We start from the raw sequence: 17,456 nt of genomic DNA, 5'->3' as shown, positions 1-17,456 counted from the left end.
AAAGTCTGTAATCGGCGAGCTCCGATCTTGCTCATGCGGCGCTTTGAAGTTCGCGTTCGGGCCGCGGGCTAAGGTCGTGTCTTGGCCCAAGCCGACTTTAGCGAGGTCCGGTTTCGGGCGGTGAGACGAGCCGGTTGAGGTTGGCGTAACGGAGAACCGCGCGTGCTGTCGAATACCGCCGCCGCTCGCGCGAACATATGCGGGGTAGCAGCGCCCCTTCGGATCGCCCCGTCATGGGAAGCGATTTGGGGTCCTGATTCAGCACAGCATTATAGAGAGGTCGCAGCACGGGCCGGCTCAGGTCGCAGCGGCGCTCTCCTCTCGCGGTGCCTGCGCTCGCCGCTCGGCCTAACTCGGCCGCTCCAGGTGAAACAAGTCTGAGCTCCGGAGATAGGCGCCGCCGCCGTGCATGCGAGCCACCAGCTCGAGCGCCACCGTGTCGATGTGGCAGCGTTCCGCATCCAGCACGAAGCGGTCCTCGACATGGGCGCACAGGACGCGGCCGATCACGATGGTCTGCAGCGGTCCGGTGACGAGCGAGGTGAGCGCCTGGCATTCGAACGCGACGCGCGCTGTCCTGATGCGCGGCGGAGCGACGAAACGTGACGCCGCACCCTCAAGCTCGGCCAGCGCCAGTTCGTCGACCTCCGGCGGCGCATCGATGCAGGTCAGGTTCATCGCCGAAGCGTCGGCTTCCGCCACAAGGTTGACCACGAACTCCCCGGTTTCGAGGATGTTTGCGGCGGTGTCCTTGAGCAGGCCGGCCTTCGGCATGATGCCGATGGCGACGGTCGGCGGGTCGTTGCCCATCATGTTGAAGAAGCTGAACGGGGCGGCGTTGACGACGCCGTTGCGCGATAGCGTGGTGATCCAGGCGATCGGCCGCGGCACGATCGTCGCCGTCATGATCTTGTAGCGGTCCTGCGGCGGCAGTGCGCCCATATCGAAGATCATGCCCGGGCCTCAGTCCTTCGGCCGGAGCTCAGGCTGACGAGCGACACAGCCTGCTTGGGCCGATCGTCGACCGCGAGCTGGAACACGTCGGGCCTGGCGTAGTGGCCGGCGACGTCGAAATCGAACTTGCCGCGGATGATCGCGCCGGGATCGATCTCTGCGTAGAGAACGGTCTCGCCATCGAAGTCCGGCCCGGCCAGCACCGCCCCGAGTGGATCGATGATCGCGCTGCCGCCGCGCATGAGGATCGTCGCCGGGTCATGGCCGAGCGCGCATTCGTCATCGTCCAGGTGGGAGGCGCGGGTGATGTACTGGCAGGCCGTCAGGACGAAGCAGCGTCCCTCCAGCGCGATATGGCGCATCGATGGCAGCCAGGTCTCACGATCGTCGGCGGTCGGGGCGCAGTAGATCTCGATGCCCTGCGCGAACATGTGCATGCGCAGCATAGGCATGTAGTTCTCCCAGCAGATCACCGCGCCGACGCGCCCGAACTGCGTCTCGAACACCGGCATGGTCGAGCCGTCGCCGAAGCCCCAGATCAGGCGCTCGCCCGCCGTCGGCATCAGCTTGCGGTGTTTGCCGACCAGGCCGCGCTCGCCGTCGAAGAACAGGACCGTGCAATAGAGCGTGCCGAACTCGCGCTTGATGCAGCCGATGACGACGAAGAGCCCCGTCCGGGCCGTCGCTTCCGCGACGACCTCGACCTCGGCGCCATCGAGCGCGATCGATTGCTCCCAATAGGCCTGATACGCCTTGCGGCCTTCCGGCTTGCGCATGCCGACCGGCGCGCCGAAGGAGTTGCCCTTGGGATAGCTGCCGAGAAAGGCCTCCGGGAAGACCAGGAGCCGCGCCCCGGCCACCGCGGCTTCCGCGATGAGATCGGCCGCCTTGCGGGCTGAGGCGAGCGGATCGCCCGGTATGGAGGCCGCCTGCGCGACCGCAGCCTTGAAGGGAAGTCGGGACATCGCCGATCGCCTCGTTGGAGTGAAAGGGCAGGGGTGAGCAGGTTAGCTACGGGCGGTTTTTAGAATGTCTGGCCGACTTGCCCATCGCCGTTGCGAGCGCTGGCGCCAGCACGCCATCGGGCCGGGCCAGGTCGAGCGCGATGTCGAAATGGTTGTGCTGCGGCATGGCGATCACCTCGCCGTCGTGCCCCGCTGCCATCCAGGCCGCGGCATAGTCGGCGGTCTGGCGCCGGAATTCGCTGGTTTCCAGTCCGCCGACCGAGGTCAGCAGCCGGGTACGCGAGCTTTGGGGGATGTGCCGGATCGGGCTGTTGCGGGCGATGGCGGCATCATCCAGCCCGAGCCAGGCATCGACATGGGTGGAGCGCAGCGGTTCGATGTCGTGCAACCCCGACAAAGCCATACCGACTGTGATCGCATCGCCCGGCAGCCCGAAATCGGCCTGCCAGCCGCCAGCCAGCAGCATCCCGACGAGATGGCCGCCGGCCGAGGAGCCGCCGACGGCAAGACCGCCGGTTCCGTATTGCGCGCGGCGGGCATGAAGGAAGGCGACAGCGGTGCGCGTCTGTCTGATGATCTCGTCGAGTGAGACCTGCGGCGCCAGCGTGTAGTTCATTACCGCGACGGCAAAGCCATGCGCCTTCGGGCCCGGCACGACGAAAGCGTTGTCATCCTTCGAGCTCGCCCGCCAGTAGCCGCCATGGACCCAGAGGAAGAGCGGTGCGCCCGGCTCGGCCGGGTAGAGATCGAGCGTCTCGCCGCTGGTCTCGTCATAGACGATGTCGGCGATGCGCTCGTGCTTCTGCACCTCTGCGCTGACGGAGACGTATTTGGCATATTCCGCGTCGAAGGAGGCGACGCTTTCGCGGGCATTGTACTCGCGGTCGAGCGTAGCGCGGTCGAAGCCGCGATAGACTAGTTCGCTGGCGGTTTGTGCCATGGCGGTGTCCTCACAGACCGAGATAGCGGCTGGCAAGATCGGGATCGTCGTGCAGTGCGGTGGGCGTACCGGCCCAGACGATCCGCCCCTTCTCGACGACGTGGTGGCGGTCGACCAGCGACGCCATCTCCGCCAGGTTCTTGTCGACGACGACGATGGTTTGCCCGGCCTGCTTGAGCATCTGCAGGCAGCGCCAGATCTCGGCGCGGATCAGTGGCGCGAGCCCTTCGGTCGCCTCGTCGAGAATGAGCAGGCGCGGATTGGTCATCAGCGCCCGGCCGACCGCCAGCATCTGCTGCTCCCCGCCCGACAAGGTCCTCGCCGACTGGCGGCGGCGCTCGCCGAGGCGCGGGAACAGGTCGATGACGCGCGGCAGGGTCCAGTGCCCGGCGCTGCCGCCGCGGGCGGTGGCGATGAGATTCTCCTCCACCGTCAGCGAAGGGAACACCCGCCGCCCTTCCGGCACGAGCCCGATGCCGAGGCGGGCGATGGCGTTCGGCGCCAACCCGGCCAGAGGCAGGCCGTCGAAGGCGATCTCGCCGGCGGTGGGCCGCGTCAGCCCCATGATGGCGCGGATGGTGGTCGTCTTGCCCATGCCGTTGCGGCCGATCAGCGAGACGACCTCGCCGGCACGGGCCTCGAACGATAATCCGAACAGGACCCGGGCATGACCGTAGCCGGCCGCGAGGTCGCGTACGCTCAGCATGCCGGCTCTCCCCCGAGATAGGCGGCGCGGACTTGCGGGTCGCTGCGCACCTCCGCCACCGTGCCGGTGAAGATGAGGCGCCCATAGACCAGCACGCTGACGCGGTCGGCCAGCGCGAACACGGCGGCCATGTCGTGCTCGACCAGAAGGATGGCGTAGCGCCGCTTCAGCCCGTCGAGCAGCCGGGTCATCGCCGCCGTTTCCTCCGGCCCGAGCCCGGCCATCGGCTCGTCGAGCAGGAGCAGCCTCGGCTCGCGTGCGAGCGCAACCGCGATCTCGAGCTGCCGGCGCTGGCCATGGGCGAGCGTTTCCGCCCGCCTGGCGGCGAGATCGCCGAGGCCGACTTCGGCGAGCCGTTCCCGCGCGCTGGCGATGGCGCCGGCATTGCCGCGCGGGTTCGAGACCATGTCGAACGAGCCGCCGCCGCGGGTCTCGATCGACAGCAGCACGTTCTCGATCGCGCTGAAGTCCGGGCAGAGCTGGGTGATCTGAAAGGTCCGCCCGAGCCCGAGCCGCGAGCGCAGATGGGGACGCAACCGCGTGACGTCGCGCCCGTCGAACAGGATGCGCCCGGCATCCGGCTTCAATTCCCCGCAGATCTGGGTGATCAGCGTCGATTTTCCGGCGCCGTTCGGGCCGATCAGCGCGTGGAGTTCGCCGGCGCGAATATCGAGCGTGACGTCGTCGGTCGCGACCAGGGCTCCGAAGGCCTTGCGCAGGCCGTCGATCGCCAGGATGGGCGCCTGCTGCTGAGCGGACCATTCAGCCATTGCGCTCTCCGAACAGGCGCCCGGCGAGGCCTCGGCGACCGAACAGCGCCACCAGCGTCAGGATCGGTCCCATCACGATCATCCAGTGCTCGGTCCAGATCGAGAGGATCTGTTCGAGCGCGATGAAGACGGCGGCTCCGGCAATCGGGCCGAGCAGCGTGCCGAGCCCGCCGAGCACGACGATGGCGATGAACTCGCCCGACTTGCTCCATGCGGCCATGTCGGGCGAGACGAAGCGGGCGTAATTGGCCCAGAGTACGCCGGCGAGGCCGGTCCCGATTGCGGAGATGACGAAGGCGGTTAGCCGGAACGGGAACGGATCGACGCCGAGGTTGATCGAGCGTCGCTCGCTTTGCCGCAGCGCCTGGAGGACGAGGCCGAAGCGCGAGTTCACGATCCTGGCGCAGAAGGCCGTCCAGCCGATCAGCAGCGCGATGCAGACATAGTAGAAGGTCGTCGGCCGCGAGAGATCGATGAAGGGCAGCGTGTTGCGCCGGTCGAGCAGCAGGCCGTCATCGCCGCCATAGCTCTGCAGCGAGACCAGCACGAAGAAGACCATCTGTGCGAAGGCCAGCGTGATCATGATGAACTGGACGCCGCTGGTCTTCAGCGAGAGCGTCCCGACGATGGCGGCCAAAAGCGCGCAGGCCACCAGCGCCAGCGGCCAGACGATCAGCGCCGCATTCGAGCCCGACCAGCCGAGGAGCGGCTCGCCCGAGCCGGTGTGGAAGGCGACGATGCCGACGGCGTAGCCGCCGAGCCCGAAGAACATGGCGTGCCCGAAGCTGACCAGCGCGCCATAGCCCAGGATGAGGTCGAGGCTGACGGCGGCGATGGCGTAGATGGCAATGCGGTTGGCGAGGCCGAGCAGCCCGGCCGAGCCGGTCGGTTGCGCGAGAAAGGGCGCCGCCAGCAGGAGGAAGAGTCCGCCGGCGACAACGGCCAGGCGGAGACGGGAGGTCATCATCGCGCTCATCCCCTGGCCGGCAGCAGGCCGTTCGGCCGGACGAGCAGGACGATCGCCATCAGCAGGTAGATGCTGGCCGACACCAGCCCGGCGCCGAGCGTGTCGGCGGTCGTGGCGGGCAGCGACAAGAGCAGGAGCTGCGGGATGTAGGCTCGTCCCAGGCTGTCGACCATGCCGACGAGCAGCGCCCCGACCAGCGCGCCGCGAACCGAACCGACGCCACCGACGACGATGACGACGAAGGTGGTGATCAGCACCCGCTCGCCCATGCCGATCTCGATGGCCAGCAGCGGTGCCGCCATGACCCCGGCCAGCCCGCACAGCGCGCCGCCCAGGCCGAAGACCAGCGTATAGAGCCGGCGGATGTCGACGCCCAGCGCATCGACCATCTCGCGGTCGTCGGCGCCGGCCCGGATCAGCATGCCGACGCGGGTGTGGTTGACCAGTGCCCACAGGCCGATCGCGACCAGCCCCCCGGTCACGATGAGGGCGATGCGCATCAGCGGGTAATCAAGGCCCGGAAGCAGCGGAACCGAACCCTGCAGCAAGGGCGGGATGTCCATCAGCGGCGGACGGCGCCCGAAGATCATGCTCACCGCTTCGTTGGTGAACAGGATCAGGCCGAGTGTCGCCAGCACCTGGTAGAGATGGTCGCGGCGATACAGCCATTGCACCACCGCGACCTCGACAAGCACCGCATAGAGCCCGGCACCGATCAAGGCGGCGGCGATGCCGACCAGGAAGGAGCCGGTGGAGAGGACCGCGAACGCCGCGCAATAGGCGCCGACCATGTAGAAGGCGCCATGGGTGAGATTGATCACCCCCATGATGCCGAAGATCAGCGTCAATCCCGATGCCAGAAGAAACAGCATCGATCCGTATTGCAGGCCATTGAGCGCCTGCTCGATAAAAAGGATCATCTCCACACGCCCTTGTTGCGCGGTGAATCAGGCGTCAAACGTGCCGGTCGATTTTTCAGGGCTCAGTTGAGCTTGCACTGGGCAGCGTAAGCGTCGCCGTAGTCCTCGGCGATCTTGCGGACGATCGTCTGCACGATTTCGCCGGACGGACGCTTCTCGAACTTCGTCAGGTAGTAGTCCTGCACCGGGTGCTGGTTGGGCCCGAATGAGAACTTGCCGCGCACCGCGGTGAATTGCGCCGCCAGCAGCGCCTTGCGGAACTCGTCCTGCTTGCCGATGTCGCCGTTCACCGCCTTGAGGGCGCTGCCGATCAGGTTGGCCGTATCATAGGCCTGCTGGGCATACATGGTCGGTGTCCGCGAATAGGCCTTGCGGAAGGCCTCGACGAAGGCCTTGGAGGCTGGGCTGGTGGCCTCGGGCGTCCAGAGCGCGGAGGCGTAGATGCCGTCTGCGGCATCGCCGGTCGCGCCGACCATATGCGCATCCATCGAGAAGGCCGGGATCAGCATGGGAATGCTCTTGCCCAGGCCGGCATTGGCATATTGCTTGGCGAAATTGATGCCGGCGCCGCCGGGGTGGAACTGGTAGATCGCTTCCGGTGCGAGCGAGCGGACGCGCGCGAGCTCGACCGAGAAGTCGGTCTGGTCGAGCTTGGTGTAGATCTCGCCGGTGATCTCGCCCTTGAAGGTGCGCTTGAAGCCCTCCAGCGCATCGCGGCCGGCCTGGTAGTTCGGCGCCAAAAGCGCGACGCGCTTGTAGCCGAGCCGGTTGGCTGAGAGACCGGCCGCCTCGTGGAAGGCGTCGTTCTGGTAGGAGGCGACGAAATAGTTCCGGTGGCAGCGCTCGCCGGCGAAGGAGGAGGGGCCGGGATTGAGGCTGACATAATAGCCGCCCGATTCCAGGACACCGGGAACCACGGCAGCGAGCACGTTCGAGAAGTTCACGCCGGTGAATAGCTTGACGCCGGATTGGATCAGCCGGTCGGCGGCCTGCTTGGCGTTCGCCGGCTTCAGCGCGTCGTCTTCGACCGCGAGGTTGACCGGTACGCCACCGAGCTTGCCGTCGGTCAAGGCGAGCTGGAAGCCAGCGCGGATGTCCTCGCCGATATAGCCGGCTGGCGTCGATAGCGTGGTGATGAAGCCGATCGTGACCGGAGCGCTAGCCCCGGTCTGGGCGAAGGCCTGCTGCGTCATCGGCAGCGCCGCTGCCGATGCGAGGCTCGCGACGATCATCCGGCGTGTGAATGCTGACCTGTTCATCGAATTCCCCTCCGTTTCGGCGCGGCCGTTGCCGTCGCCCTTTGTCGTTGATCCCTGGATGTCAGGCCGCCACGACCGGGTGGCGGATCTCCCCGATGCCGTCGACGCCGGCTTCGACCACGTCGCCCGGCCAGAGCCACTCCTGCGGCGTCCGGCCAGCCCCGACCCCGTCCGGCGTGCCGGTGGCGATGATGTCGCCGGCCTCAAGCGTGATCGCGGCGCTGATGTCGGCGATCAGGGTCGGGATCTTGAACAGCATGTGGCGGGTGTTGGAGCGCTGCTTGGTCTGCCCGTTGACGGTCAGCCAGAGGTCGAGCGCATGCGGCTCGGTGATCTCGTCGGCCGTGACGATGCAGGGGCCGAAGGGCGCGTAGGTGTCCTGGCCCTTCGAGTAGATCCACTGGCCGGCCCGGCGGTTGTCGCGGGCGCTGACGTCGATCATCACGCTGTAACCGAAGACGAAGCCCATCGCCTCGGCCTCCGTGACGCGGCGCGCGGTCCGGCCCATGACCACCGCGAGCTCGACCTCCCAGTCGAGCTGCTGCGTGATCCTGGCGTTATGCTCGATCGCCTCGCCGGGGCCGATGACGCTGGTCGGCGGCTTCGAGAAGATCACGGGCTGCTTTGGCAAGTCCTTCGGCGTGTCGAGCGTGGCGGCCGATTCCGCGACATGCTCGACATAATTGAGGCCGATGCCGAAAATGTTCTTCCGCGGACGCGGGATCGGCGCGAGCAGCCTGACATTGACGAGCGGAAAGGCCGAATGAGCGGGCCAGCGCCCACGACACTGGTCGAGCAGCGCGCTCAGCGATGCCTGCCCGGCCGGGCCGAGATCGATCAGATCGAGCATCGCAGAGGGCAGGGCAAGCCCGGCGCCGGCGCCGAGCGTGGCGACGTCGATGACGAGGTCACCCTCGATGACGCCGAGGCGCGCTGCAGCTTCGATCGTGCTGCGATAGGTTACGAGACGCATGATCGGCAGCCCTCAGAGTGCGAGCGGCTGGTGGCCGCCATTGTCGCCAAACGCTTCCTCGCGGTAGAGCCCGAGCGAGTTCATCACCGGCATGTCGTTGAAGGCGAAGAGGCAGGCATCGTCGCTGTCCGAGGCGTTGGCGTGTTCGTGCCAGGCCCATGACGGCACGCAGAAGATGTCGCGCTCCTGCCAATCGAAGCGCTTGCCATCGATCACCGAGTGACCGCTGCCCTTGGCGACCTGGTAGATGAAGCTGCCGGTGTGGCGATGCGCCTTGGTCTTCTCGCCCGGACGCAGCATCTGCATCGAGGCGCCGATGGTCTGCATCACCGGTCCGCCGGTGACCGGATTGACGTAGTTCATCAGCACGCCGTCGAAGCTTGATCCGTCCGTCACCTTGGAAAAGCGCGTCAGCGCCTCGTAGGTCGGCGCCCATTCGTATTTCAGCAGCGGCGAGTAGGGCTTGCCCCAGTCATGGCCGGCCGGTCGCAGGCCGGGATTGCCCCAGGCCCCTGTCATGTCGTCGACGGGATAGCCGACCGCCTGGCGCAGGTCGGAATGGACCGCGTAGAAATTTGCTTCCAGCGTGTTGACCAGCGGGATGTCGAGACCGTCCTGCCAGATGCAGGTCGAGCCATCCGACGAGACGCCATGCTCGTGCCAGGTGCCGTTCGGCGTCAGCACGAAGTCGTTGGCTCCGAGCGTCATCTTGTGGCCGTCGACGATCGTGTAGGCGCCCGAGCCCTCCATGATGAAGCGCAGCGCCGAAGCACTGTGGGCGTGAGCGGACGCCGTCTCGCCGGGATGCATGACCTGCAGGCCGGAATAGAGCCAGCCCACCGCGGCGGAGACATCCCGGCGACCGGGATTGTTCAGGTAGATCACGCGGCGACCGGCCTTTTCGGGCGTCACCAGCTCGACCGAGCGCAGGACATGCTCGCGCAGGTCGCGATAGCGCCAGAGCACGGGGACGGAGGCCGATTTCGGCGCCCAGGGCTCGATCTTGTTGGCCACGGTCCAGAGCGCGCCCGCTTCGAGCGCCTCCAGCTCCTCGTAATAGGCCAGCAGCTCTGGCGTATCCTCGACGTTCGCACGCCCGGCGACGTCCTCGCGATGGTTTTGCTTCGGAGCTGACATTGCGGCCTCCTCTCATTCGATGGATTTTAGTTATCACGCAGGATTTTCGAAAGAAAGATGTTTTTGCGTTAGTTCTGCATTCGTGTAGGGTTGCCCCGGAACCGAGGATTGGAATCGAACGTGCGCGCGAAGCGGAATGCGGCAGCCATGGCCAGCCACGACGAGACGGCGTCCCCCGAGGCGTCGTTCACGGCGGCCGAAACTGCCTATCGGCGGCTGCGGAGCGACATCGTCGCGGGCGTCTTCGAGCCCGGCCAGCCGCTAAGGCTCGAATTCCTGCGCCAGCGCTACGGCCTGAGTTTCTCGCCCCTGCGCGAGGCCTTGAACCGCCTGCAGACCGAAAGGCTCGTCCTCGCGGCAGCGCTGCGCGGGTTTTCAGTCGCGCCCGTCTCGATCGAGGAGATGTGGGATGTGACCGAGACAAGAACGCTGATCGAATGCGAGGCTCTGAAACGCTCGATCGATCGTGGCGACGATGACTGGGAGGCCGGCATCGTCGCGGCCTTCCACGCCCTCGACCTGCAGGTGCGCCGCCTCGCTCCGCTTGGCCGTGAGCTCAGCGTCGACGAGCTTTCAGCGCTCGAAATCCGCCATCAGGAGTTCCACAGCGCGCTCATCGCCAAATGCGGCTCGCGCCGGCTGATCAACCTGTCCGACCAGCTCCATGTCGAGACCCAGCGCTATCGCTTGCCAGCGCTCGCGGGAAAGATGCCGACGGGCCCGCGCGACGTCGCATTCGAACATCGGCAGATTATGGACGCGACGCTTGCGAGAGAATCCGACAAGGCCGAGGCTCTTCTGGCCGCGCATTACCGGAGGACGGCCGAACTGATCGAGGCGCAGATGTCGCCTCGATCCGGCTGACCTGCGTCGGGACGGGCCCAAGCGCTGCCAAGCCCGCTCGCTCTGCGACGGGCGCGATATGCTAGCGCAACAGCTGCTCTGCTTCGAATAGGGGGGCGAATCCTGCTCGCGTCGAACAGATTACGGGCACGTCGACCAGCAGCGGCACGCGCACGACTCTGTCTCGAATTCACACTCTCGTGCCGGAACTTAGAGCCATTCCAGTTCGTTCGCCTAAAAGCCTCAGCACCCCGAACGAAAGACAAACCCATGGCCCGTACCCCGCGCGACGACACCGCTCCTATGAAAGCCAGCTCCGGCAATGGCGGAGAGCTGCATCAGACGGCATCCGCGCCGGAGGCCCGCATCACGACCAATCATGGCGTACCTGTCAGCGACAACCAGAACTCGCTGAAGGCGGGCGGCCGCGGACCGACGCTGCTCGAAGATTTCGTTCTGCGCGAAAAAATCCAGCACTTCGACCATGAGCGCATCCCCGAGCGCATCGTTCATGCGCGCGGTTCGGCAGCACACGGCTTCTTCGAACTGACGGAGTCGCTGAGCGAATTCACCCGCGCCAAAGTGCTGACCGAGGTGGGGGCCAAGACCGAAGTGTTCACGCGGTTCTCGACCGTCGCCGGTGGCGCGGGCTCAGTCGACACGCCCCGGGATGTGCGCGGATTTGCGGTCAAGTTTTATACCAAGGAAGGCAACTGGGATCTCGTCGGCAACAACATCCCGGTGTTCTTCATCCAGGACGCGATCAAGTTCCCGGACCTGGTCCACGCGGTGAAGATGGAAGCCGATCGCGGCTATCCCCAGGCAGCGACCGCCCACGACACCTTCTGGGATTTCATCGGGCTCATGCCGGAATCGACCCATATGATCATGTGGGCGATGTCCGACCGCACCATCCCGCGCTCGCTGCGAATGATCGAGGGGTTCGGCGTCAACACTTTCCGCCTGCTCAACGACAAGGATGAGCCGACCTTCGTCAAGTTTCATTGGCGCCCCAAGCTCGGCACGCAGTCGACCTGCTGGGACGAGGCGGTGAAGATCGCCGGCGCCGATCCTGACTATCATCGCCGCGACCTCCACGAAGCCATTGCCAAGGGCGATTTCCCGGAATGGGAATTCGGCGTGCAGCTGCTGAGCCAGGACGAGGCAGACGCATTACCCTTCGACATCCTCGATGCGACCAAGGTCATCCCCGAAGAGCTAGTTCCGATCCGGGTCGTCGGCCGCATGGTGCTGAATCGCAATCCGGACAATTTTTTTGCCGAGACCGAGCAGGCCGCCTTCCTGCCGACCAACATGCCGCCGGGCATCGATGTCTCGGAGGACCCTCTGCTGCAGGGGCGCCTGTTCTCCTATCAGGACACCCAGCTCTCGCGCCTCGGAACCGTCAACTTCCACCAGCTACCCATCAACAGCGCCAAGGGCTGCCCCTTCCAGAACCTGCAGCGCGACGGCCAGATGCAGACACAGGTCTTCACGGGCCGGGCCAATTACGAACCCAACAGCCTCACCGACGCGGGCGAGGCCGGTGGTCCCCGCGAGGATCCGGTCGGCGGATTCCGCACGGCCGCAATTCCGGTCGAAGAGCACAAGGTCCGTCTGCGCGCGGAGAGCTTCGCGGATCATTACAGCCATGCGCGCCTGTTCTTCCGCTCGCAAAGCGAGATCGAGCAGGCGCATATGGCAAGTGCACTCGTCTTCGAGCTGTCGAAAGTCACGCTCGAGCATGTCCGCACCCGCGTGATGGCCAACCTCGTCAATGTCGACGAGACGCTGGCCCAGCGTGTGGCAGATGGCCTCGCCATGGCTTTGCCGAAGGCGTCGACTGCAGCCGTGGCAGCGATCGACATGGAGCCTTCTCCGGCGCTACGCATCGTCGGCAAATACCCGCAGACGCTGGAGGGCCGATCGGTCGGCATCCTCGTCTCTGACGGCGCGGACGGAGCCATGGTCGCTGCCGTGAAGGCAGCGGTCGAAGGCGAAGGAGGGACGGTGAAGATTGTCGCGCCAAAAATCGGTGGCGTGAAGCTGAACGACGGCAAGATGCTGAAGGCCGACGGGCAGTTGGCAGGCTCACCGTCGGTGATCTTCGACGCCGTCGCGATCATCCTCTCGGACGCGGGCTGCCAAATGCTGATGAAAGAGGGCGCCGCCGTCGATTTTGCCAAGGACGCCTTCGGCCATCTCAAGGGGATCGGTTACAGTGCCGCGGCCAAGCCCTTGCTCGACAAGGCCGGTGTCGAGGTCGATGACGGTGTCGTTGCGCTCGGCAAGTCGGCCGAAACGTTCCTGGCTCCGGCACGAACGCGGCAATGGGCGCGTGAGCCAAATGTCCGGATGTTGGCCTGAGACTACGAGGCTGCGAGGCACCGTAAGCAGCGATGAGTTGCTGAAAGCGCCTCGCCGCCCCTTCGGCGTCTGCGTGCGGGCCGGCGCAGGACGAAACAAGCCGTTTAGCAAAGTTTGATGGGACACGGCTGGTAGTGGGAGCACGGACGCGGCCGCAGCTGGAAAAGACGCCAATCCCGATCAAGCCGCCTTGGGCAGGCGTAAGCCCGGCACAAGGCTACCGACATGCTTCAGGTCGGCGATGAAACGCTTGGTCTCCGCCTCCTTCCCATTCTCGTCCGGCAGGCGCAGCAGATAGGATGGGTGGACGGTCGCCAGCAACGGCGTCCCATCCGGCAGAGTGAGCTCGCGTCCGCGTGCCGCCGTCAGCGAGCCGGCATGGCCGGTCAGCGCCTTGAGCGCGGTCGCGCCCAGCGCCACCACCAGTTGCGGCTTGACGAAACCGAGCTCGATATCGAGCCAGAAGCGGCAGGCCTTGACCTCGCCGGCATTCGGCTTCTCGTGGATGCGCCTTTTGCCGCGCAACTGGAATTTGAAGTGCTTCACCGCATTGGTGACATAGGCACGGCCGCGATCAAGCCCCGCATCGGCCATGGCGCGGTCGAAGACCTTGCCGGCCGGGCCGATAAAGGGCTTGCCGGCAAGGTCCTCCTGATCGCCGGGCTGCTCGCCGACGAAGACGACCGGCGCGCTGCGCGGCCCCTCGCCGAAGACCGTCTGCGTCGCATCGCACCAGAGGTCGCAGCGCCGGCAGGAGCGCGCGGCGGCCGCGGCTTCCTCCCAGCTCTCGATTGCCGAGAGATCGGCAGCAGCCGGTTCGGGCGCGGCCGCTGCGGTGCGTCGCTTCTGCGGTGAGGTCGGAGCGCTCATGATCATCTCCTGCGTTCGCCGTGCCGCATCGGCGATCAAGGGAGAAATCAGCTCGGCCTCGGGCAGATTCCGCCAGTATTTCACCGGCATCTCCGCCTTCATCGCCTTCGGCTTCAACCGGGCCGGGTTGAAGATGCTGGCGTAATAGGTCCGCCACCACTCCTCCATCGTGTCGCTGGTTGGCGCCTGCGCCCGCGTCGCCGCCTCGCCGAGCCTGAGTTCGCGGCCGTTCCAGAGCAGCGTCCCCCGCGGTGTCAGGATCGTCCAGCGCATCGTCGTGAAGCGCTCGACGAAGAAGGGCGCAATCTTCTCCAGGATATGATGCTCGGGCTCGAACCAGGCGACGAAGGCCTCGCCGCCCTCGCCGTCATCGACCTCGCGGAAGCGCACGAAGGCGGTCATCTTGTGCATGTCGCGCCGGACCGAGCGTGCCAGCGCCTCGGCGCGATGGACGTCATAATCGAAGGCGATCTGGAGCAATTCCCGCTCTTCCTGCAACCGCCAGAGCAGGCGATAGAGCAGGTCGAAGCGCGCGGGGTCGCTATGGCAGATCACCTCTTGCGCCAATGCGATGAAGGCACGCGGCACGCTCAAGGCCTTGCCCTCGCCGCCCGCGACGACATCTTCGCCGAAGAGGCCGGAATCGCCATCGCCGACGCGCCAGTCGATCGCCGACGGCGCGACCAGGGCTTGGGCGAAGCGCCGGGCAAAGCCGCGCCAGCCCTCGAAATCGGTGGGATGGGAAAGGCGCGCGACGAACATCAGAGCAGCGCCAGTTGCTGCGGCTTTGGCGCCAGTTGCGCCTTCAGCCTCTCGCCGTCTAGCGCGGCCCCCGGCCGCCAGTCCGTGGTGACGATGAACTGCCTGAGCACGCGCAGCGAGCGCACCAGCCGCCCGACATCCTCCAGCCTCAGGCTCCGGAACCGCCGCATGGCAAGGATGCGATCGACGCTGCGGGTACCAAGCCCCGGCACCCGCAGCAGCATCTCGCGATCGGCGCGGTTGACGTCGACCGGGAAGCGCCCGCGATGGCGCAGGGCCCAGGCAAGCTTGGGATCGACGGCAAGGTCAAGCATGCCGCCCGGCGCCGCATCGAGAATCTCGTCGACCTCGAAGCCGTAGAAGCGCGTCAGCCAATCGGCCTGGTAGAGTCGGTGCTCGCGCATCAGGGGCGGCTCCGACAAAGGCAATTGCTTCGAGGAGTCGGGAATGGGGCTGAAGGCGGAATAGTAGACCCGGCGCAGGCCATAGGCGCCGTAGAGATGGGCGCTGCGCTGCAGGATGGTCGCGTCGCTCGCCTCATCGGCACCGACGATCATCTGCGTGCTCTGCCCAGCCGGCGAGAAGGCCGGCGCCCGCTTCGAGCGCTCGCGCTCGGCAGCGGCCTCGTCGATCTTCAACTTGAGACCGCCCATGGCACTGCGGATATCGAGCGGCTGCTTTTCCGGCGCGAAGCGTTTGAGCGAGGTCTCGCTCGGCAGTTCCACGTTGATCGAGACCCGGTCGGCGAACAGCGCCGCGCGGTCGATCAAGTCCTGGCTCGCGCTCGGAATCAGCTTGAGATGGATGTAGCCGCGGAAATCGTGATCGAGGCGCAAGCTCTCGGCGACGCGAACCAGCTCGCCCATCGTGTAATCCGGCGAGCGGATGATGCCGGAGGAGAGGAACAGGCCCTCGATATAGTTGCGCTTGTAGAAGTTCAGCGTCAGCGCGACGACCTCCTCGACCGAGAAGCGCGCTCGTTGGACATTGCTCGAACTGCGATTGATGCAGAAGACGCAGTCGTAGGTGCAGAAATTGGTCAGCAGGATCTTGAGCAGCGAAATGCAGCGCCCGTCCGGCGCATAGGAATGGCAGATGCCCGAGCCGGTGGTCGAGCCGATGCCTTTGCCGGCGAGCGAGTTGCGTTTGGTCGTGCCGGAGGAAGCGCAGGAGGCGTCATACTTCGCCGCGTCGCTGAGGATCTCCAGCTTCTGAAGCGTGGTGAGTTGCACCAGGCGCGCCTCCATGTTCATGGTATGTTCTATCTTGAACCGAACGCCGCGGAGCCGCCAGAGGTTCCAGGTTGCATGATCGTCGCACCTGCTCGATGAGCAGTTTGCCTCTCAAGCGGCAACTGGATCAGAGAGAAGCCAACGAATTGACGGCCTGTATGGCTGTTGAGTTGCCGTGTGAAAGGGCGATCGCGGTGTCGATGGCGAGCAGTTTGACCAAGCGAAATCCCGGGGCGATTCGGGCGCAGTCCGCTCGGCCCCCACCGCACATATCTGCAAATGTTTACGTCAATCCGCGGCAAGGAGCGCCCAAGCCGGGGCGTGGTCGCTAGCACCTTCGCGCCCCCGCTCCTCCCGATCGACACCAGCATCGATCAACCGCTGAGCCAGATCAGGGGAAAGCAGAATGTGGTCGAGACGAAGACCCGCATTGCGCGGCCAGCGCTGTCGCTTGTAGTCCCAGAAGGTGTAGAGCTGTTCGGCAGGATGGGCTTCGCGCAACGCGTCGATCCAGCCTTGTTTCAAGAGCTTGGCGAAAGCCGCACGGCTCTCGGGTTGGATCAGCGCATCATCATCCCATGATCGGGTCGGGTAGATGTCGAGCTCGGTTGGCGCGACATTGTAGTCGCCCACCAGAGCGACCGGAACGCCTGCAGCCTTGAGCGTCGCCGCGTGACGCGTCAGGCGTTTGAACCAGGTGAGCTTGTAATCGAAGCGCGGCCCAGGCTGCGGATTGCCGTTGGGGAGATAGAGGCAACCAATCACGATGCCCCGCACCGCGGCTTCGATATAGCGGCTTTGGCGATCTGACGGATCCCCAGGCAGTTCGTCGCGGATCAAGATCGGCGTTGCGTTCCTGGAGAGGATAGCGACTCCGTTCCAAGTCTTCTCCCCGTGCCAGACTGCCTGATAACCGGCCTTGTTGATGGCGTCTTCGGGAAATTGATCGTCCCGGCACTTCAACTCCTGCAGGCAGACGATGTCAGGCCCGGCATGGGCAAGCCAATTCAGGAGATTGTCGAGGCGGCGCCGGACATTGTTGACGTTGTAGGTCGCAATGACGAGCCGCTGTTCCCGGTACGGATTTCTCTTAGCCATGGCGGCAGAACTACCTCGGGCGGCGGCTGTTCCGCTCGCCCGCGGTGGTGCTGTTGTCATTCGATGTGGTCCCTAGCGGTCATGGTATGTTCTTGTTCGTGAGCACGGAACGAATCACGCATGAACGCGCACGTTTATCTCGACAGCCTCAACCCGGCGCAGCGACGGGCCGTATCGCATGGCGGTGGTGCGGACCCTGCCCCACCCGTGCTGATCATCGCGGGTGCCGGGTCGGGCAAGACCAATACGCTGGCGCACCGCGTCGCCCATCTGCTGGTCTGCGGCGCCGACCCGCGGCGTATCCTGCTGATGACCTTCTCGCGCCGTGCCGCCTCGGAGATGATCCGCCGCGTCGAGCGCATCGCCCGCAAAGTAATGGGCGATGGCGCCGGCGTCGCGGTCGATGCGCTCAACTGGGCTGGCACCTTCCATGGCGTCGGCGCGCGGTTGCTGCGAGATCTTGCCGAGCAGATCGGGCTCGACCCCGCCTTCACCATCCATGATCGCGAGGACGCCGCCGACCTGATGAACCTCGTCCGGCACGAGCTCGGCTTCTCGAAGACCGAGGCGCGCTTTCCGACCAAGGGAACGTGCCTGTCGATCTATTCGCGCTGCGTCAACGCCGAGCAGCCGATCGAGGCGGTGCTGCGGCTGTCCTATCCCTGGTGCATCGCCTGGGCGGAGGAGCTGAAA

16 protein-coding genes are annotated in these 17,456 nt (G+C 65.7%); 3 read left to right on the top strand and 13 right to left on the bottom strand.

Going from position 1 to position 17,456, the window contains the following annotated elements; all coding sequences use genetic code 11:
• Window positions 1-348: 348 nt before the first annotated feature.
• The 10 genes from ASE66_RS14640 to ASE66_RS14595 form a co-directional block, all read right to left on the bottom strand.
• The gene (locus ASE66_RS14640) at window positions 349-954 is read right to left on the bottom strand and encodes a flavin reductase family protein (protein WP_057190435.1); all 606 of its coding nucleotides are present in this window, start codon (window positions 952-954) and stop codon (window positions 349-351) included.
• The gene (locus ASE66_RS14635; RefSeq protein WP_057190433.1) at window positions 951-1,919 is read right to left on the bottom strand and encodes a carbon-nitrogen hydrolase family protein; all 969 of its coding nucleotides are present in this window, start codon (window positions 1,917-1,919) and stop codon (window positions 951-953) included. Before ASE66_RS14635 ends, ASE66_RS14640 begins: the two co-directional genes overlap by 4 nt.
• Window positions 1,920-1,965: 46 nt before the next feature.
• Window positions 1,966-2,859, bottom strand: coding sequence for an alpha/beta hydrolase (locus tag ASE66_RS14630; RefSeq protein ID WP_057190431.1), 894 nt, complete (start codon window positions 2,857-2,859; stop codon window positions 1,966-1,968).
• A gap of 10 nt (window positions 2,860-2,869) precedes the next feature.
• Window positions 2,870-3,565: an ABC transporter ATP-binding protein gene (locus ASE66_RS14625; RefSeq protein WP_057190429.1), complete on the bottom strand. Its 696-nt coding sequence runs from the start codon at window positions 3,563-3,565 to the stop codon at window positions 2,870-2,872.
• Window positions 3,559-4,335, bottom strand: a complete 777-nt coding sequence (locus tag ASE66_RS14620; RefSeq protein WP_057190428.1) for an ABC transporter ATP-binding protein — start codon at window positions 4,333-4,335, stop codon at window positions 3,559-3,561. The genes ASE66_RS14625 and ASE66_RS14620 overlap by 7 nt, the downstream gene beginning before the upstream one ends.
• On the bottom strand, window positions 4,328-5,299 hold the full coding sequence (locus ASE66_RS14615) for a branched-chain amino acid ABC transporter permease (protein WP_320409769.1): 972 nt from the start codon (window positions 5,297-5,299) through the stop codon (window positions 4,328-4,330). The genes ASE66_RS14620 and ASE66_RS14615 overlap by 8 nt, the downstream gene beginning before the upstream one ends.
• Window positions 5,300-5,307: 8 nt before the next feature.
• Window positions 5,308-6,222 (bottom strand): branched-chain amino acid ABC transporter permease, encoded by a 915-nt coding sequence (locus ASE66_RS14610; protein WP_200964600.1) that lies wholly within the window; start codon window positions 6,220-6,222, stop codon window positions 5,308-5,310.
• 62 nt (window positions 6,223-6,284) lie between these two features.
• Window positions 6,285-7,481, bottom strand: coding sequence for an ABC transporter substrate-binding protein (locus ASE66_RS14605; protein ID WP_156412166.1), 1,197 nt, complete (start codon window positions 7,479-7,481; stop codon window positions 6,285-6,287).
• A 61-nt stretch (window positions 7,482-7,542) separates the two neighbouring features.
• The gene (locus ASE66_RS14600) at window positions 7,543-8,454 is read right to left on the bottom strand and encodes a fumarylacetoacetate hydrolase family protein (protein ID WP_057190424.1); all 912 of its coding nucleotides are present in this window, start codon (window positions 8,452-8,454) and stop codon (window positions 7,543-7,545) included.
• Between the two features lie 12 nt (window positions 8,455-8,466).
• Window positions 8,467-9,591, bottom strand: a complete 1,125-nt coding sequence (locus ASE66_RS14595; RefSeq protein ID WP_057190422.1) for a cupin domain-containing protein — start codon at window positions 9,589-9,591, stop codon at window positions 8,467-8,469.
• A gap of 147 nt (window positions 9,592-9,738) precedes the next feature.
• Between ASE66_RS14595 and ASE66_RS14590 the strand changes: the two genes are divergently transcribed.
• Both ASE66_RS14590 and ASE66_RS14585 read left to right on the top strand, forming a co-directional pair.
• Window positions 9,739-10,455, top strand: a complete 717-nt coding sequence (locus ASE66_RS14590) for an FCD domain-containing protein (protein WP_057190557.1) — start codon at window positions 9,739-9,741, stop codon at window positions 10,453-10,455.
• Window positions 10,456-10,737: 282 nt separating this feature from the next.
• Window positions 10,738-12,801 (top strand): catalase, encoded by a 2,064-nt coding sequence (locus ASE66_RS14585; RefSeq protein ID WP_274532956.1) that lies wholly within the window; start codon window positions 10,738-10,740, stop codon window positions 12,799-12,801.
• Between the two features lie 180 nt (window positions 12,802-12,981).
• Here the strand turns inward: ASE66_RS14585 and ASE66_RS14580 are convergent, their stop codons facing one another.
• The 3 genes from ASE66_RS14580 to ASE66_RS14570 all read right to left on the bottom strand — a co-directional run bounded on the left by ASE66_RS14580 (window position 12,982) and on the right by ASE66_RS14570 (window position 16,763).
• Window positions 12,982-14,433: a UdgX family uracil-DNA binding protein gene (locus ASE66_RS14580; RefSeq protein WP_057190419.1), complete on the bottom strand. Its 1,452-nt coding sequence runs from the start codon at window positions 14,431-14,433 to the stop codon at window positions 12,982-12,984.
• On the bottom strand, window positions 14,433-15,665 hold the full coding sequence (locus ASE66_RS14575; protein WP_057190556.1) for a putative DNA modification/repair radical SAM protein: 1,233 nt from the start codon (window positions 15,663-15,665) through the stop codon (window positions 14,433-14,435). The genes ASE66_RS14580 and ASE66_RS14575 overlap by 1 nt, the downstream gene beginning before the upstream one ends.
• Window positions 15,666-15,953: 288 nt before the next feature.
• A complete protein-coding gene (locus ASE66_RS14570; RefSeq protein WP_057190417.1) occupies window positions 15,954-16,763 on the bottom strand; it encodes an exodeoxyribonuclease III in 810 nt (269 codons plus the stop codon).
• 120 nt (window positions 16,764-16,883) lie between these two features.
• Here ASE66_RS14570 and ASE66_RS14565 point away from each other — a divergent pair.
• The coding region (locus ASE66_RS14565) for a UvrD-helicase domain-containing protein (RefSeq protein WP_156412176.1) at window positions 16,884-17,456 on the top strand (573 nt) is incomplete at its 3' end.

The organism is Allobosea sp. Root483D1, assembly GCF_001429505.1.
Taxonomy (GTDB): domain Bacteria; phylum Pseudomonadota; class Alphaproteobacteria; order Rhizobiales; family Beijerinckiaceae; genus Allobosea.
The sequence above is the reverse complement of the archived record's forward strand: the minus strand, read 5'-3'. Positions and strand labels throughout refer to the sequence as shown.

What these genes read in the sequence shown, in the direction of transcription:
- ASE66_RS14640 (WP_057190435.1), bottom strand. Translation starts at nt 954, where the DNA reads ATGATCTTCGATATGGGCGCACTGCCGCCGCAGGACCGCTACAAGATC.
- ASE66_RS14635 (WP_057190433.1), bottom strand. Translation starts at nt 1,919, where the DNA reads ATGTCCCGACTTCCCTTCAAGGCTGCGGTCGCGCAGGCGGCCTCCATA.
- ASE66_RS14630 (WP_057190431.1), bottom strand. Translation starts at nt 2,859, where the DNA reads ATGGCACAAACCGCCAGCGAACTAGTCTATCGCGGCTTCGACCGCGCT.
- ASE66_RS14625 (WP_057190429.1), bottom strand. Translation starts at nt 3,565, where the DNA reads ATGCTGAGCGTACGCGACCTCGCGGCCGGCTACGGTCATGCCCGGGTC.
- ASE66_RS14620 (WP_057190428.1), bottom strand. Translation starts at nt 4,335, where the DNA reads ATGGCTGAATGGTCCGCTCAGCAGCAGGCGCCCATCCTGGCGATCGAC.
- ASE66_RS14615 (WP_320409769.1), bottom strand. Translation starts at nt 5,299, where the DNA reads ATGACCTCCCGTCTCCGCCTGGCCGTTGTCGCCGGCGGACTCTTCCTC.
- ASE66_RS14610 (WP_200964600.1), bottom strand. Translation starts at nt 6,222, where the DNA reads ATGATCCTTTTTATCGAGCAGGCGCTCAATGGCCTGCAATACGGATCG.
- ASE66_RS14605 (WP_156412166.1), bottom strand. Translation starts at nt 7,481, where the DNA reads ATGAACAGGTCAGCATTCACACGCCGGATGATCGTCGCGAGCCTCGCA.
- ASE66_RS14600 (WP_057190424.1), bottom strand. Translation starts at nt 8,454, where the DNA reads ATGCGTCTCGTAACCTATCGCAGCACGATCGAAGCTGCAGCGCGCCTC.
- ASE66_RS14595 (WP_057190422.1), bottom strand. Translation starts at nt 9,591, where the DNA reads ATGTCAGCTCCGAAGCAAAACCATCGCGAGGACGTCGCCGGGCGTGCG.
- ASE66_RS14590 (WP_057190557.1), top strand. Translation starts at nt 9,739, where the DNA reads ATGGCCAGCCACGACGAGACGGCGTCCCCCGAGGCGTCGTTCACGGCG.
- ASE66_RS14585 (WP_274532956.1), top strand. Translation starts at nt 10,738, where the DNA reads ATGAAAGCCAGCTCCGGCAATGGCGGAGAGCTGCATCAGACGGCATCC.
- ASE66_RS14580 (WP_057190419.1), bottom strand. Translation starts at nt 14,433, where the DNA reads ATGTTCGTCGCGCGCCTTTCCCATCCCACCGATTTCGAGGGCTGGCGC.
- ASE66_RS14570 (WP_057190417.1), bottom strand. Translation starts at nt 16,763, where the DNA reads ATGGCTAAGAGAAATCCGTACCGGGAACAGCGGCTCGTCATTGCGACC.